The following is a 14,091-nucleotide window of genomic DNA, read 5'->3' on the forward strand; positions in this document are numbered from 1 at the left end:
TCCAGCATGAAGCACAAAGAGAGCATCACCAACATCCTGCAGCAGGCGAAAGCCGGCTCCCGCGAATCCGGCCTCGTGGCCAGCCGCCGCCATTTCGTGCGCGGCATGGGCGCCTCGGCCCTGGCGCTGCCACTGGCCGGCTGCGGCGGGTCGGATGGCGACAGCCGCATTCCCGTCGAGTTCCGCCACGGCGTGGCCAGCGGCGACCCGTTGAGTGACCGCGTCATCCTCTGGACCCGCGTGACGCCGCCGCAGGGCCATTCCAGCGACATCGAGGTGGAGTGGGAAGTGGCATCGGACGCCGACTTCAAGACCCTCGTGACTTCGGGCAAGGCCATGGCGCGCGCCACCCAGGATTTCACCTTCAAGGCCGATGCCACGGGCCTCAGGCCCGCCACGCGCTACCACTACCGCTTTCGCTGCCAGGGCATGACCAGCGCCACGGGCCGCACGCGAACCCTGCCCGTGGGCGCCGTGCAGCAGGTCAAGCTGGCCGTGTTTTCCTGCGCCAACTACCCGGCCGGCTACTTCAATGTCTACGCGCATGCGGCACGCCAGGGCGACCTGGACGCCACCGTGCATCTGGGCGACTACATCTACGAATATGCGCGCGGCGGCTATGCCAACGGCAAGGCCGAAGCCATGCAGCGCCAGAGCCTGCCGGCCAACGAAATCGTCAGCCTGGCCGACTACCGCCAGCGCCATGCCCAGTACAAGAGCGATGCCGACCTGCAGGCCCTGCATGCGGCAGCGCCCATGATTGCGGTTTGGGACGACCACGAAGTCTCCAATGACACCTGGATGCACGGCGCCGAGAACCATCAGCCGGCCGCCGAAGGCGACTTCGAGCTGCGCAAGGTGGCCGCGCTCAAGGCCTATCACGAGTGGATGCCCACGCGCAACGCACAGCCCGAGATCATCTACCGCAGCTTCGCCTTCGGCGACCTGCTGGCGCTGCACATGCTGGACACGCGCGTCATCGGCCGCGACGAACAGCTGGACTACGCCGACTATTTCACGGCACAGGGGCTGGACGCGGCGCGCTTTTCCTCCGACATGTCCAATCCCGCACGCCAGCTCATGGGCGCCACGCAGACCCAGTGGCTTGGCCAGCAGATGGCGGCCTCGCAGGCCACCTGGCAGGTGCTGGGTCAGCAGGTGCTGATGGGGCGCATGGAGCTGCCGGCGCCCTTGCTGATGGACATCCTCAGCCCCGGCAGCGGTGTCTCGCTGCCGGCCTACGCGGCGCTGCTGGCCAAGGCCCAGGCCAACCCGGCCAGCCTGACGGCGGCGGAAAAGGCCATCCTGGCCCAGCCCAGCATTCCCTACAACCTCGATGCCTGGGACGGCTACGCCGTGGCTCGCGAGACCGTGCTGGCCACGGCGCGCAGCCTGGGCAAGAACCTGGTCGTGCTGGCCGGTGACACCCACAACGCCTGGGCCAGCGAGCTGCGCGACCGCAGCGGGCAGGGCGTGGGCGTGGAGTTCGCCACCTCGTCTGTCAGCTCGCCCGGCTTCGAGGACTACCTGCCCGGCCAGGATCCGGCCCAGTTGCGTGGCGCGCTGCTGCAGTTCATCAACACGCTCAAGTACTGCGATACCTCCCGCCGCGGCTACATGATCGTCACGGCAACCCCCCAGGCCTGCCAGGCCGAATGGATCTATGTGGATACGGTGTTCAGCCGCCAGTACCAGACCGTGCGGGACGCGGCCTGGAAGGTGCTGCCCGGCCAGCCGGGCAAGCTGGTGCAGGCCTGAGGGCGGACCGGGGTGCGGGCCTGCGCGGTCTGGGCGGGGGCCCTCGGTAGTTTCCGCCATGGCAGCGCGGCCATGGCTGCGCTAACTTGGGGCTCGCTGATCCAGGAGGTCCAGGCATGCAGGCATCCCCCGCTCCCGAGAAAGCTTCCGACCACCCGGCTGGCGCGCTGCAGGTGCAACCGCTGCGCATGGCCGATCCCTGGCGCTGGCTGGCGCTGGGCTGGCGCGATCTGCGGCGGGCGCCGGGCGTTGCGCTGTTCTATGGCCTGTGCTTCTGGGCCATGGCCCTGCTCATCGGCTGGGTGTTCCGTGCCAGCCCTGAATACAGCATGGCCATGGCCAGCGGCTGTCTGCTCATCGGCCCCTTCCTGGCCATGGGCCTGTACGACACCAGCCGCAGGCTGGAGCGCGGATTGCCGCCGGAGCTTGGCAGCTCGCTGACCTGCTGGGACACGCAAATGGGCAGCATGGGCATGCTGGTCATGGTGCTGCTGGTGCTGGAGATGCTCTGGGCGCGCGCCTCCATGGTGGTGTTTGCCGTGTTCTTCGATACCGGCATGCCCACCACGGCCGGCATGCTGCAGGCCGTGACACGGCCGGAGAATTGGGAGTTCCTGGCGATCTACGTGCTGGTCGGCGGCGCCTTCGCGGCCCTGGTGTTCGCCAGCATGGTGGTGGCGCTGCCGGCCATGCTGGACCGGGGCAGCGATGCGCTGACGGCCTGCATCACCAGCATGCGCGTGGTCGGCCTCAACCTGGCCGTCATGCTGCAATGGGCCGCGATCATCACCGTGCTGGTGGCTGCTGCGCTGTGGTGGCACGGCGTGGGCCTGCTGCTGGTGGGGCCTTTGCTGGGCTGCGCCAGTTGGCATGCTTACCGCTGCAGCGTGGGTGAATCTGCCGACCCTGCGTCCCCCCTATCCTGAGGTTTTACGGCCGGGCCCCGTCTTGCGGCTACAGTGGGGCTTGCAACAACAGAGGAGTCCACCTGTGGCGACACCCAACTACGCCTATGAAAAACGCCAGCGCGAACTGGCCAAGAAGCAGAAGAAGCTTGAAAAGGAGAAGGCCAAGGCCGAAAGAAAACCCGACGACCATGAGGGCGGCGGTATGGCGGGTGAAGACCAGGCATCCCCCGCAGCGGCGCATTCCGGCGAGGAAGGCCGCAGCAGCTGACAGCCTGGCTGCCCTGTGCTCAGGGCAGCAGTTTGCTGAGCTGTGGCCAGACGTTGTCCAGCATGCGCGGCTGGGCCTTGGCCGTGGGGTGGATGCGGTCAGCCTGGAACCACTGGGCCGAGTCGGCCGCATCGCCTATACCGGCCAGCAGGAAGGGCACGAGCGGTACCTTCTGCTCCTGCGCCACCTTGGAGAACAATTGCTCGAACTGTCGCGTATAGCCGCTGCCGTAGTTGGGAGGCACCTGCATGCCCACCAGCAGCACCTTGGCCCCGGCATCACGGGCCGCGCGTACCATGGCGTCCAGATTGCCCTGCGTGCTTTGCAGCGGCAGGCCGCGCAGCGCATCGTTGCCTCCCAATTCGATCACCACCACCGACGGCTTGTGCTGCTTGAGCAGGGCCGGCAGGCGCGAGCGGCCGCCCGAGGTGGTCTCGCCGCTCACGCTGGCGTTGACCAGCGGCACATTTTTCTGGCTCTCCTGCAGGCGCTTTTGCAGCAGCGCCACCCAGCCCGTTCCGCGGGCCAGACCGTACTCGGCACTCAGCGAATCGCCCAGTACCAGCAACGGGCCGGCGTCTGCAGCCTGGGCGGGCATGGCCGTCCAAGTACCCAGCAGACCGAAGGCCAAGCCGGCCGAGATAAAGTGGCGGCGTCGGCGCATTGCGCGCAGCTTGTCTTGCATCGTCTTCCCATCCTCCATGTCACAAAGCACTGCCCAGCCCCTGATCGAAGTCGAGCATGTCTTCAAGTCGGTCAGCGATTCGACCGGAACACTGGATATTCTGAGGGATATCGATCTGCGCTTCGCGGCAAGGGAAACCGTGGCCATCGTCGGTGCCTCGGGCTCGGGCAAGAGCACGCTGCTGTCCATACTCGCAGGCCTGGATACGCCCACGCGCGGCACGGTGCGGCTGCAGGGCCAGGACATGTTTGCGCTGGACGAGGATGCGCGCGCTGCCGTGCGTGCGCAGAAGCTGGGCTTTGTCTTCCAGAGCTTCCAGCTGCTGGGCAATCTGACGGCGCTGGAGAACGTGATGCTGCCGCTGGAGCTGGCCGGCAGCCGCGACGCCCGCCGCCGCGCCACCGAAATGCTGGAGCGCGTGGGGCTGGGCCAGCGCCTGGGCCATTATCCCAAGCTGCTGTCGGGCGGTGAGCAGCAGCGTGTGGCGCTGGCCCGCGCCTTCGTGGTCGAGCCCGCCGTGCTGCTGGCCGACGAGCCCACGGGCAGCCTGGACTTTGCGACCGGCGAAACCATCATGGAGCTGATGTTCGCGCTCAACCGTGAGCGCGGCACCACGTTGGTCATGGTCACGCATGACCGAGCCATCGCCGCGCGCTGCGAGCGGCGCGTGACCATCGAGGCCGGCCGCGTCGCCAGCATCGAAGAGGGGCAGGCGCTGGCGGCCTGATCGGCCGCCGGGTCAAGCGGCTGCAACCAGTGGCAGGACCTCAGGCGGCGACAGCTTCGCGCCGTCCGGCCGCCTCGCAGGCCGCGGCCGTGAAGATCACGTCCGTGGAGGAGTTGAGTGCGGTTTCGGCCGAGTCCTGGATCACGCCGATCACAAAGCCCACGCCCACCACCTGCATGGCCAGATCGTTGGAGATGCCGAACAGGCTGCAGGCCAGCGGAATCAGCAGCAGCGAGCCACCGGCCACGCCCGAGGCGCCGCAGGCGCACACCGCGGACACCACGCACAGCAAGATGGCGGTCAGCAGATCGACCTGGATGCCCAGGGTATGGGCCGCAGCCAGCGAGAGCACGCTGATGGTGACGGCGGCGCCGGCCATGTTGATGGTGGCGCCCAGCGGGATGGAGACGCTGTAGGTGTCCTCATCCAGGCCCAGGCGCTTGGCCAGCGCCAGGTTCACCGGGATGTTGGCGGCCGAGCTGCGCGTGAAGAAGGCCGTGACCGCGCTCTCGCGCAGGCAGGTCAGCACCAGGGGATAGGGATTGCGGCGCGTCTGCGTCCAGACGATGAACGGATTGACCACCAGGGCCACGAAGAGCATGCAGCCCAGCAGCACGGCCAGCAGGTGGGCATAGTCCAGCAGCTTTTCCAGGCCCGACTGGGCAAAGGTGCCCGCCACCAGGCCGAAGATGCCCAGCGGCGCCAGGCGGATCACGCCCTGGATCACGCGGGTGATGGCCTGGCCCAGGTCATGCATCACGGCGCGCGTGGTCTCAGAGGCGTGGCGCAGGGCCAGGCCCATGGCCACTGCCCAGGCAAGGATGCCGATGTAGTTGGCATTCATCAGCGCGCGTACCGGGTTGTCGAAGGCGCTTTGCACCAGGGCCATCAGCACTTCGCCAATGCGCCCAGGCGCGCCCTGGGCGGGGGCGGCGTCCTTGAACTGGATGGTGGACGGGAAGGCCATGCTGGCCACCACGGCCACCACGGCCGCGGCAAAGGTGCCCAGCACATACAACCACAGGATGGGCCGTATCTGCGTGGCGTGGCCGGGCCGGTGGTTGCTGGTGGCCGAGACCACCAGCAGCAGCACCAGGACAGGGGCAACGGCCTTGAGGGCGGAGATGAACAGCGTCCCCAGCAGGGATACGGACTGGGCGGCCTCGGGCCAGAGCCAGGCCAACAGGCCGCCGGCGACCAGACTGATGGCGATCTGGCCCACCAGGCTGGTGCGGGCAAGCCAGGCAAGAAAGGCTTTGAGCATGATGGTTGAAAAAGAAATGGAAAAACAGGGCGATGAAAAATGCAAAGCGGCATGCCCGTGGCTTCGGTGCATGCCGCAATGAGAGGGGCCCGCTGGAAAGCGGCCAACCCGCGCAGTGTAGCGGCTACGTAAAAACCACAGGAGCCGTTGCGTGCAGACGGGCTTCGTCCGGCGGGTGCCGGGGCTGCGCCCAATTGGCGGGATAATCGCGCCCCATGTCGTCCCCCAAAGTTCTCTTCGGCTTCCACGCCGTCGGCGTGCGCATGAAGACCGCGCCCCAATCCATCATCGAGGTCTACTACGAGGCCACGCGCCGTGATGCGCGCATGCGCCAGTTCCTCGACCGCGCCAAGTCGGCCGGCGTCCGGCTGATCGAGGCCGACGGCGAACGCCTGGCCAAGCTCGCCGGAAGCCACGGCCACCAGGGCGTGGCCGCGCGCGTGGAGGCGGTGGCCCAGGTGCATTCGCTGGATGAACTGCTGGAGCAGCTGGAGGCCGATGGCGTCAGCAACCCGCTGCTGCTGGTGCTGGACGGCGTGACCGATCCGCACAACCTCGGCGCCTGCCTGCGCGTGGCCGATGGCGCAGGCGCCCATGCGGTGATTGCGCCCAAGGACCATGCGGTGGGCGTGAACGCCACCGTGGCCAAGGTGGCCAGCGGCGCGGCCGAGACCGTGCCCTATTTCATGGTCACCAACCTGGCGCGCACGCTCAACGAGCTCAAGGAGCGCGACATCTGGATCATCGGCACCAGCGACGATGCGCCCAAGACCCTGTACGAGGTGGACCTCAAGGGCCCCACGGCCCTGGTGCTGGGCGCAGAAGGCGACGGCATGCGCCAGCTCACGCGCAAGACCTGCGACGAGCTGATCGGCATTCCCATGATGGGCGCCGTCTCCAGCCTCAATGTGTCCGTGGCCAGCGGCGTGTGCCTGTACGAGGCGCTGCGCCAGCGCGGCCTGGGCACCACGCCTGCCGTATCCGCCGCCCCGGCCGACCAGATCTAGGCTGGCGCGCCGCCGGCGCCCAGCTCCACCACGCTCTCGAAGCCGCCCCAGAACATGCGCTTGGCGTCGAAGGGCATGGTGGCCGGGTCCATGGAGGCAATGCGCGGGTCCTTCATGACGGCGGCATTGATGCGGTCGCGCTCCGCGCGCGAGGCATAGACGATCCATGAAAAGAACACGATCTCGCCTTCCTTGAGCTGCACGGCCTGGGGAAACGAGGTCAGCTTGCCCATGGGCACGTCGTCGCCCGCGCATTCCCAGTACTGCAGCGCTCCGTATTCCATCCAGACCTTGCCTGCGGCCTCGGCCACCTCGCGGTAGGCCTGCAGGTTGGCCCGGGGAACGGGCAGTACGAATCCGTCGATGTAGTGCATGGTGCTCTCCTGGTGAAAACCGGCGTCAGAGCCGGGCTGCGAGTTCCGCCAACTGGTCTGCGCACTGGCCCCAGCCGCTGTGAAAGCCCATGGCCTCGTGCTGGGCGCGGTCGGCGGCATTCCAATGGCGCACCCGGGCGGTATAGCGGGTCTGGCTGCCTTCGGGGTCGAAGGTGACGATGCCCGTCATGAAGGGCTTGTCGGCTGGCACCCAGCCTTGGGTGAAGGCGTCGGTGAAGACCAGGCGCCGGTTGGGAATGACTTCCAGGTAGACACCGCTGCCGGGCATCTCCTGGCCTTCGGGGCTGCGCATGACGATGAGGCTGTGGCCGCCGGGCCGCACGTCGTTGTCCACCCGGGCCACGCTCCAGGGGCTGGGTGCAAACCATTGCTGGATCAGCGCCGGCTCGGTCCAGCAGCGGTAGAGCCTGTCGGCGGGGATGTCGAACAGGCGCGTGAGCACCAGGTCGTTGGCGTGTTCGGGAAGGTCTTGTGCTGTCATGGTGCTCCTCATTGCATGGAGTGCAGGCCGATGCGGTTGCCCTCGGTGTCCACCACGACGGCGCAGTGGCCGTGGGGGCCGATGGAGAATTTGGCCTGCTCGATGCGCCCGCCTGCGGCCTCGACGCGGCCCTGTTCGATGGCGCAGTCCTCGCAGCCGAAATAGACCAGCGTGCCGCCGCCGCCGGAAGGTGCGTCGTCCATCCGCACCAGCATTCCGCCCGCGCCGGGGCCTGTCATGTCCATCGGAAAGGACAGCATCTCCTGGCTGTCGGAGCCATCGGGCGCGGGCAGGTGCTCCAGCTTGCCTTGGAAGACGGTTTCATAGAACCGGCGCGCACGCGCCATGTCCTGCACATGGATCTCGAACCAGACGACGGGATTGGCGTTCATGAGGACTCCTTCGTGGGTGACAGAGGCAATGTGTCGGCCGGCCTTGTTCAGGCCTCGCCCTTGACGTTGACCATCCAGGGTGTGTTGAAGCGGTCCGTCACCATGCCAAAGCCCGGCGACCAGAACGTGGCCTGGAAGGGCATGGTCACCTTGCCGCCTTCGGCCAGCGCGTTGAAGATGCGGCCGCCTTCGGTGGCGTCGTCCACGCCGATCGAGATCCACATGCCCTGGGCCTGCTGGTAGCCGCCGCCACCGCAGTTGTCGGTGGCGTCAGAGGCCATCAGCGCCTGGTCCTTGATCTGCAGGTGGGCATGCATGATCAGGCGCTTGTCGGCCTCGGGCATCTGCTCCATGCCCGGCGTCTCGCCAAAGGTGCTCTGGTGCACGATGGTGCCGCCGAACAGCCTGGCGTAGAAGGCGAAGGCCTCGGCGCAGTTGCCGTTGAAGTTCAGATAGGGGATGAATTGCATGGAACGCTCCTGGGAGGGACGGTGGCGAGGGGAGTGGAGGAACGGGAGGACGGGACGACGGGAGGAGGGGACCAGGAGGCTTCAGCCGCCGTCATGCGCGCGCTCAAGAGCGGCGATGTCCAGCTTTTGCATGCCCAGCAGGGCCTGCATCACGCGCTGGGCGGCGGCCATGTCGGGGCCTCCCATCCAGCTGGCCATCTGGGACGGAACGATTTGCCACGACAGGCCATGGCGGTCCTTGAGCCAGCCGCATTGACGCGCCGCCGGGTCGCCGCCCTCGGACAGGGCGCCCCAGTAGTGGTCTATCTCGTCCTGTGTATCGCAACTGACCATCAGCGAGACGGCCTCGTTGAAGCGGAACATGGGGCCGCCGTTGAGCGCCAGAAAGGGCTGGCCTTCCAGCTCGAATTGCACCGTCATCACGCTGCCCGCCGGCCTGCCGTGGATGTCGTGGCCTGCTTCGCCGTAGCGCGCAATGGCCGTGATGCGGGAATCGGGAAAGACTTCGGTATAGAAGCGCGCCGCCTGCTCGCCCTGGTTGTCGAACCAGAGGCAGGGCTGTATGCGGCCGGTGTGCAAAGCCATGCTTGTCTCCTTGGTGACGGTGATAACCGCTTTATGCCGTTCGATGCCGGCTTTTTATCGATTTCTGCCCGGCGTGTGTACGCCGTTCACATATGCTAGGGACTAAAATGGACGCTGTCCACATCAAGCGCTGTCAGCTTCGGTGTCAAGCTGTAAATCGGCGGGGCAGGGCTGTCTTCCCTCTCGGGTGATGCGGCCACGCAGAAAAAAGGAAGCAAAACAGTGACGCAGCGACGTGTCAGGCGTGAGTCATATCACCACGGCGACCTGCGCCAGGCCCTGGTCGAGGCTGGCCTGGCGCTGGCGCGTGAAGGCGGTCCCCAGGCGATCGTGCTGCGCGAGGCCACGCGCCGGGCGGGCGTGGCGCCCAATGCAGCCTATCGTCACTTTGCCAACCGCCAGGCGCTGTTTGATGCCGTGCGCGCTGCGGCCCTGGGCGCACTGGCAGCAGCCATCGAGGCCGAAATGGCCCAGGCGCGCACCCTGCCCGATGTGCTGCAGCGCTCACGCGCGCTGCTGGCTGCCGTGGGGCGCGGCTATCTGGGCTTTGCCCAGACGGAGACCGGCTGGTTTCGCACGGCCTTTGCTTCGGTCGAGTACGACGTGGACCTGCCGCCCGACACCACGCGTGCAGCGGCCATGGGACTGAACCCGTTCGAGCTGCTGGGCTATGCGCTGGACAGCATGGCCGAGGCCGGCGTGATGCCTGCCGAGCGCCGGCCCCAGGCCGAGTTCCTGGCCTGGTCCGCGGTGCACGGCATGGCCTTGCTGGTGATAGACGGGCCGCTGCGCCACGCCACCGCCGAGCAGCGGCGCGCGCTGGCGCTGCGCCTGCTGGAGATGGTGGAAAAAGGCATTTGATGCGTGGCGGGGCGACACTGCCTCACAATGGCCTGCCATTTTTTTCCATCGCCGCCCCGATGCCCGACGAACATTCCCTTTCCTCGCCTTCCCCCGCCGAGCCTGAACTGGCCGGCCAGGGCGAGCTGCGCGACTGCATCGCGCGTGCAGCCCATATCGCGGTGCTCACGGGCGCAGGCGTCAGCGCCGAATCCGGCGTACCCACCTTTCGCGACGACAAGAACAGCTACTGGGCACAGTTCAACCCGCAGGACATGGCCAGCGAGGCAGGCTTTCGCGCGCATCCGCAGCGCGTCTGGCAGTGGTATGCGCACCGGCGCGAAGCCGTGGCTGCGGTGCAGCCCAACGCCGGCCACCATGCGCTGGCGCAATGGGCCTTGCGCCACCCGGGCCGCATGACGTTGGTCACGCAGAACGTCGATGGCCTGCACCAGCGCGCAGGCAGCCCCGGCGTGCTGTGCCTGCATGGTGAGCTGATGCGGGACCGATGGCTGGAAAGGCCGCGCGCATGCTGCGATCTGGCCCAGGTGAAGCCGGGCGAGCCGCCGCAGTGCGCCGTCTGCGGCAACCTGGTGCGCCCGGGCGTGGTCTGGTTCGGCGAGTCCCTGCCCATGGGCGTGTGGCAGGCCGCGGAGGCGGCGGTGCAGCACTGCGATGTGCTGCTGGTGGTGGGCACATCGGGCGCCGTGTACCCGGCTGCAGGGCTGGCGCGAATCGCACGCAGGGCGGGCGCACATGTGGCCGTGATCAATCCCGCACCGTCCGAGCTGGATGACGCGGCCCACCAATGCCTGCGCGGCCCGTCGGCACAGGTGCTGCCGCTGCTGCTGGGCGACTGAAGGCGGAGGGGCAGGCCGCCCGACGCGGCCCAGGGGGAGGGAAGGGGCTTGCGCCATGGCGGCTTCTTTTGACGCACAACCGGGGCAGTCCCCTCCCTCTCGCGCATCCGCTCAGATCCAGCCCAGCGCTCCCAGCGCCGCGCCGGCGCCCAGCAGCCACAGCAGGTGAATGCGCGTGCGCCAGACCAGCAGGGCGCAGACCAGGGTCAGCAGCCACAGGCGCCAATCCTGGGCGGGGCGGCCGCTGCCCGTGCCCAGCAGCCAGCCCGTGGCCAGCAGCAGGCCGATGACCAGAGGGCCCATGCCCTGCTTGAAGGCCCGCACGCCGCGCCGGTTCCTGTTGCGCTGGCCCCAGCGCGATGCCTGCCAGGCCAGCAGCGAACTGGGCAAGAGGATGCCCACCATGCAGATGGTCACGCCCAGTGCTCCAAAGGCCCAGGCCAGCAGGCCCGTGCCTCCGCCTGCGTTCAGGCCCAGGTTCCATCCCAGCAGGGCGATGAACAGCACATTGGGCCCGGGCGCCGCCTGGGCAATGGCGATGGAGGAGCTGAACTGCGCCTCACTGAGCCAGCCATGGCCATCGACCAGAAAACGGTGCATGTCGGGCGCCGTGGCAATGGCCCCGCCCACGGCCATCAGCGACAGCGTCAGGAAATACAGCAGCAACTGCAACCAGTCGGCGGGCTGCAGGCTCAGTGCAATCTGGTGGGCAGCATTCATGGCGTGAGCTTTCTCCAGGTCAGCACGCAGCCCGCGCCGCCGACCACCAGCAGCACCCAGGCCAGCGGAATGCGCATCACCGCCATGGCAATGAACGAGGCCAGCGCCAGGCCCGCGCTGCACCAGCGCCCCAGCGGGTGGCGGCTCAGCGTGCTGGCCAGCTTCAGGCCCATGCCCGCCACCAGGCCGGCTGCGACGGCGCCCATGCCGCGCAGCGCGCCGGCCACGGCGGGGTGGTCGGCCAGCTGGGAATAGATCACGGTCAGCGTCAGCACCAGCAGCATGGGAAAGCACAGCATGCCGCACACGGCCACCACGGCACCGCGCCAGCCGAAGTAGCGCTCGCCAATGGTGATGGACAGGTTGACCACATTGGGGCCGGGCATGATCTGGGCCACGGCCCAGTCCTCCACAAACTCTTCATTGGTCAGCCAGCGCTTTTTCTCGACCAGCTCGCGCTGTACCACGGCCAGCACACCGCCAAAGCCCTGCAGGGCCAGCCAGGTGAAGGACCAGAACAGATCGCGCAGATTGACGGGGGCGGGACGCCGGGCCGGCACATCGGCGGGGTCGTGTGGCGGGAGGGCCTGGGGCGGCGATGCGGGCATGTTCTGGCTTGTGTCTGAGCCGCCCGGGCAGGGCCCCGGGAGGGCATCGCTGTTGTCGTGGGGGAACCGCGCGGGCCGGTCCTGTCTTCGTGCGTGCCGCCGGGGCGGTACGCACGGAATGTTAATCCTGCGCAGCGGCCTTGTCGGCAGCGGCCCCATCGGCAACGGCGATGGGGGCATTGCAAGCGCAGATGGCTTGCTGCCGGCATGCGCCCAGGCCTGCCCGCCGGCCTGTCTGAACAGGAGTAGATTCTCTCCACCCACACAACCCGAGGATCTCCGACATGGACATGGATTGGAGCAAGGCGCTGCAGGAAAGCCTGGTCTGGCTGGCGGCGGCCTCAGTGATCACCGTCGTGGCTTTCGCGGCCGTGGCGCTGCTGGTGGTTCGATTCACCCGCTGGGGTCGGCAGTTCTGGCAGCTGGCCGGCCCGTTCCTGCACCCCAGAAACAGCTGGTGGCCGCTGCTGGTGTTCACGCTGCTGCTGGTGCTGGCCCTGGTCTCGGTGCGCATGAACGTGCTGTTTTCCTACTGGTACAACGGCTTCTACAGCGCGCTGCAGGAACTGGACCAGAAGGGCTTTTGGCGCTTCCTGGGTATCTTTGCGGTGCTGGCCACGGTCCACATCCTGCGCGAGCTGTTCAATTTCTATGTGAACCAGGCGTTTCGCATCCGCTGGCGGGTGTGGCTCAACGAGCGCGTGACCACCGACTGGATGCGCGGCGATGCCTACTATCGCAGCCACTTCCTGGACGAGCCGGTGGACAACCCCGACCAGCGCATCGAGCTGGATGTGAACACCTTTGTCTCGAACTCGCTGACCCTGGCGCTGGGTGCCGTCAGCGCGGTGGTCTCGCTGGTGGCGTTCACGGGCATTCTCTGGGGGCTGTCCGCGCCCATCGCGGTGGCGGGCGTGGAGGTTCCGCGGGCCATGGTGTTCGCGGTCTACCTCTATGTGATCGTCGCCACGCTGATCGCCTTTCGCCTGGGCCAGCCGCTGATCCGGCTGAACTTCCTGAACGAGAGGCTGACCGCCAACTTCCGCTACGCCCTGGTGCGCGTGCGCGAATATGCGGAGAACATCGCCTTCTACCAGGGCGCCGCCATCGAACGCAACACGCTTTTGACGCGCTTTTCGGCGTTGATCGCCAATGTCTGGGCGCTGGTCTACCGCAGCCTGAAGTTCGACGGCTTCAACCTCACCGTCAACCAGGTGGCCGTGGTCTTTCCCTTTCTGCTGCAGGCGCCGCGCTTTTTCAGCGGTGCCATCAAGCTCGGTGATGTGATGCAGACCTCGCAGGCCTTTGGGCAGGTGCAGGATGCGCTGTCATTTTTCCGCACCTCCTACGACACCTTCGCCCAGTACCGCGCCGCGCTGGACCGCCTGTGCGGCTTTCTGGATGCCAATGCCCAGACCCGCGAACTGCCCCAGGTCGTCCACAAAGATCAACCCGGCGCCCTGGACATCGAGGGTCTGCAGGTCAGCCGCCCCGACGGCCACCACCTGCTCAGCGACCTGCAACTCAAGCTCACTCCCGGCCAGGCGCTGCTGATCAAGGGGCCTTCGGGCAGCGGCAAGACCACCTTGCTGCGGTCCATTGCCGGCCTGTGGCCGCATGCCCAGGGCACGGTGGGCCGCCCGGGCGGCCACCAGGCGCTGTTCCTGTCGCAGCGCCCGTATCTGCCGCTGGGGGACCTGCGTACGGCCATTGCCTATCCGATGGATGCTTCACCGCAGGACGACGAGCGCCTTCAACAGGCGCTGCGCCAGGTCAGCCTGGCCCATCTGGCCGACAAGCTGGATGTCAACCAGGATTGGTCCCGCATCCTGTCGATTGGCGAGCAGCAGCGCCTGGCCTTTGCGCGCGTGCTGTTCAACCGGCCCGCCATCGTCTTTCTCGATGAATCAACCTCGGCCATGGACGAGGGCCTGGAGCATGCGCTGTACACGCTGCTGCGCGAGCAGATGCGCTCGACCATGCTGGTGAGCGTGGGCCACCGCAGCACGCTGGCGGGTTTCCATACCCACGCGCTGGCGGTCGATGGCAATGGCGGGTGGACGCTGTCGGAAGTAAGCGCACCGCAGAGCGCCCCCCAGGCTTGATCCGCGTGCGGCCCTGGG

Annotated in this window: 17 protein-coding genes; 8 read left to right on the top strand and 9 right to left on the bottom strand. The window is 67.4% G+C overall.

Annotation, left to right across the window (positions count from 1 at the left end; translation table 11 throughout):
• The first annotated feature begins 6 nt into the window (after window positions 1-6).
• The 3 genes from AAN986_RS12345 to AAN986_RS12355 all read left to right on the top strand — a co-directional run bounded on the left by AAN986_RS12345 (window position 7) and on the right by AAN986_RS12355 (window position 2,934).
• Entirely contained in the window at window positions 7-1,758 is a 1,752-nt protein-coding gene (locus AAN986_RS12345; protein ID WP_349335683.1) for an alkaline phosphatase D family protein, read from the top strand.
• Between the two features lie 116 nt (window positions 1,759-1,874).
• The gene (locus tag AAN986_RS12350) at window positions 1,875-2,684 is read left to right on the top strand and encodes a DUF2189 domain-containing protein (RefSeq protein WP_047327361.1); all 810 of its coding nucleotides are present in this window, start codon (window positions 1,875-1,877) and stop codon (window positions 2,682-2,684) included.
• 64 nt (window positions 2,685-2,748) lie between these two features.
• Entirely contained in the window at window positions 2,749-2,934 is a 186-nt protein-coding gene (locus tag AAN986_RS12355; protein ID WP_016447155.1) for a hypothetical protein, read from the top strand.
• A 19-nt stretch (window positions 2,935-2,953) separates the two neighbouring features.
• Here the strand turns inward: AAN986_RS12355 and AAN986_RS12360 are convergent, their stop codons facing one another.
• Window positions 2,954-3,619 carry an arylesterase gene (locus AAN986_RS12360; protein WP_349335684.1) on the bottom strand — a complete coding sequence of 222 codons (666 nt, stop codon included), beginning with the start codon at window positions 3,617-3,619 and terminating at the stop codon, window positions 2,954-2,956.
• A gap of 16 nt (window positions 3,620-3,635) precedes the next feature.
• Here AAN986_RS12360 and AAN986_RS12365 point away from each other — a divergent pair, with 16 nt between their 5' ends.
• Entirely contained in the window at window positions 3,636-4,346 is a 711-nt protein-coding gene (locus tag AAN986_RS12365; protein WP_017403911.1) for an ABC transporter ATP-binding protein, read from the top strand.
• Window positions 4,347-4,386: 40 nt separating this feature from the next.
• Here AAN986_RS12365 and sstT read toward each other — a convergent pair whose 3' ends face one another.
• Window positions 4,387-5,610 (bottom strand): serine/threonine transporter SstT, encoded by a 1,224-nt coding sequence (gene sstT, locus AAN986_RS12370; RefSeq protein WP_016447152.1) that lies wholly within the window; start codon window positions 5,608-5,610, stop codon window positions 4,387-4,389.
• Window positions 5,611-5,825: 215 nt separating this feature from the next.
• On the opposite strand from sstT, the gene rlmB reads away from it, so the two are divergent.
• On the top strand, window positions 5,826-6,617 hold the full coding sequence (rlmB, locus tag AAN986_RS12375) for a 23S rRNA (guanosine(2251)-2'-O)-methyltransferase RlmB (protein WP_016447151.1): 792 nt from the start codon (window positions 5,826-5,828) through the stop codon (window positions 6,615-6,617).
• Here the strand turns inward: rlmB and AAN986_RS12380 are convergent.
• From AAN986_RS12380 to AAN986_RS12400, 5 genes are all read right to left on the bottom strand, one after another.
• Window positions 6,614-6,991, bottom strand: a complete 378-nt coding sequence (locus tag AAN986_RS12380; RefSeq protein ID WP_047217000.1) for a DUF1428 domain-containing protein — start codon at window positions 6,989-6,991, stop codon at window positions 6,614-6,616. The two genes, rlmB and AAN986_RS12380, sit on opposite strands and share 4 nt — an antisense overlap.
• 25 nt (window positions 6,992-7,016) lie before the next feature.
• A complete protein-coding gene (locus tag AAN986_RS12385) occupies window positions 7,017-7,493 on the bottom strand; it encodes an SRPBCC family protein (RefSeq protein WP_017403914.1) in 477 nt (158 codons plus the stop codon).
• Window positions 7,494-7,501: 8 nt separating this feature from the next.
• Window positions 7,502-7,885 (bottom strand): VOC family protein, encoded by a 384-nt coding sequence (locus AAN986_RS12390; RefSeq protein ID WP_047217001.1) that lies wholly within the window; start codon window positions 7,883-7,885, stop codon window positions 7,502-7,504.
• Window positions 7,886-7,932: 47 nt separating this feature from the next.
• On the bottom strand, window positions 7,933-8,355 hold the full coding sequence (locus AAN986_RS12395) for a VOC family protein (protein WP_034365141.1): 423 nt from the start codon (window positions 8,353-8,355) through the stop codon (window positions 7,933-7,935).
• Between the two features lie 81 nt (window positions 8,356-8,436).
• Window positions 8,437-8,940 (bottom strand): VOC family protein, encoded by a 504-nt coding sequence (locus AAN986_RS12400; RefSeq protein WP_016447147.1) that lies wholly within the window; start codon window positions 8,938-8,940, stop codon window positions 8,437-8,439.
• A gap of 222 nt (window positions 8,941-9,162) precedes the next feature.
• On the opposite strand from AAN986_RS12400, the gene AAN986_RS12405 reads away from it, so the two are divergent.
• Entirely contained in the window at window positions 9,163-9,801 is a 639-nt protein-coding gene (locus AAN986_RS12405) for a TetR/AcrR family transcriptional regulator (protein ID WP_047217002.1), read from the top strand.
• Window positions 9,801-10,640 carry an NAD-dependent deacylase gene (locus AAN986_RS12410; RefSeq protein WP_349335685.1) on the top strand — a complete coding sequence of 280 codons (840 nt, stop codon included), beginning with the start codon at window positions 9,801-9,803 and terminating at the stop codon, window positions 10,638-10,640. The genes AAN986_RS12405 and AAN986_RS12410 overlap by 1 nt, the downstream gene beginning before the upstream one ends.
• A gap of 111 nt (window positions 10,641-10,751) precedes the next feature.
• Here the strand turns inward: AAN986_RS12410 and AAN986_RS12415 are convergent, their stop codons facing one another.
• Window positions 10,752-11,360 (bottom strand): chromate transporter, encoded by a 609-nt coding sequence (locus tag AAN986_RS12415; protein WP_017403920.1) that lies wholly within the window; start codon window positions 11,358-11,360, stop codon window positions 10,752-10,754.
• Window positions 11,357-11,968 carry a chromate transporter gene (locus AAN986_RS12420; RefSeq protein WP_126311437.1) on the bottom strand — a complete coding sequence of 204 codons (612 nt, stop codon included), beginning with the start codon at window positions 11,966-11,968 and terminating at the stop codon, window positions 11,357-11,359. The genes AAN986_RS12415 and AAN986_RS12420 overlap by 4 nt, the downstream gene beginning before the upstream one ends.
• Window positions 11,969-12,252: 284 nt before the next feature.
• Between AAN986_RS12420 and AAN986_RS12425 the strand changes: the two genes are divergently transcribed.
• Window positions 12,253-14,073, top strand: coding sequence for an ABC transporter ATP-binding protein/permease (locus AAN986_RS12425; protein WP_074921306.1), 1,821 nt, complete (start codon window positions 12,253-12,255; stop codon window positions 14,071-14,073).
• Window positions 14,074-14,091: the final 18 nt, after the last annotated feature.

The organism is Delftia sp. DS1230 (genome assembly GCF_040112715.1).
GTDB lineage: Bacteria > Pseudomonadota > Gammaproteobacteria > Burkholderiales > Burkholderiaceae_C > Comamonas > Comamonas tsuruhatensis.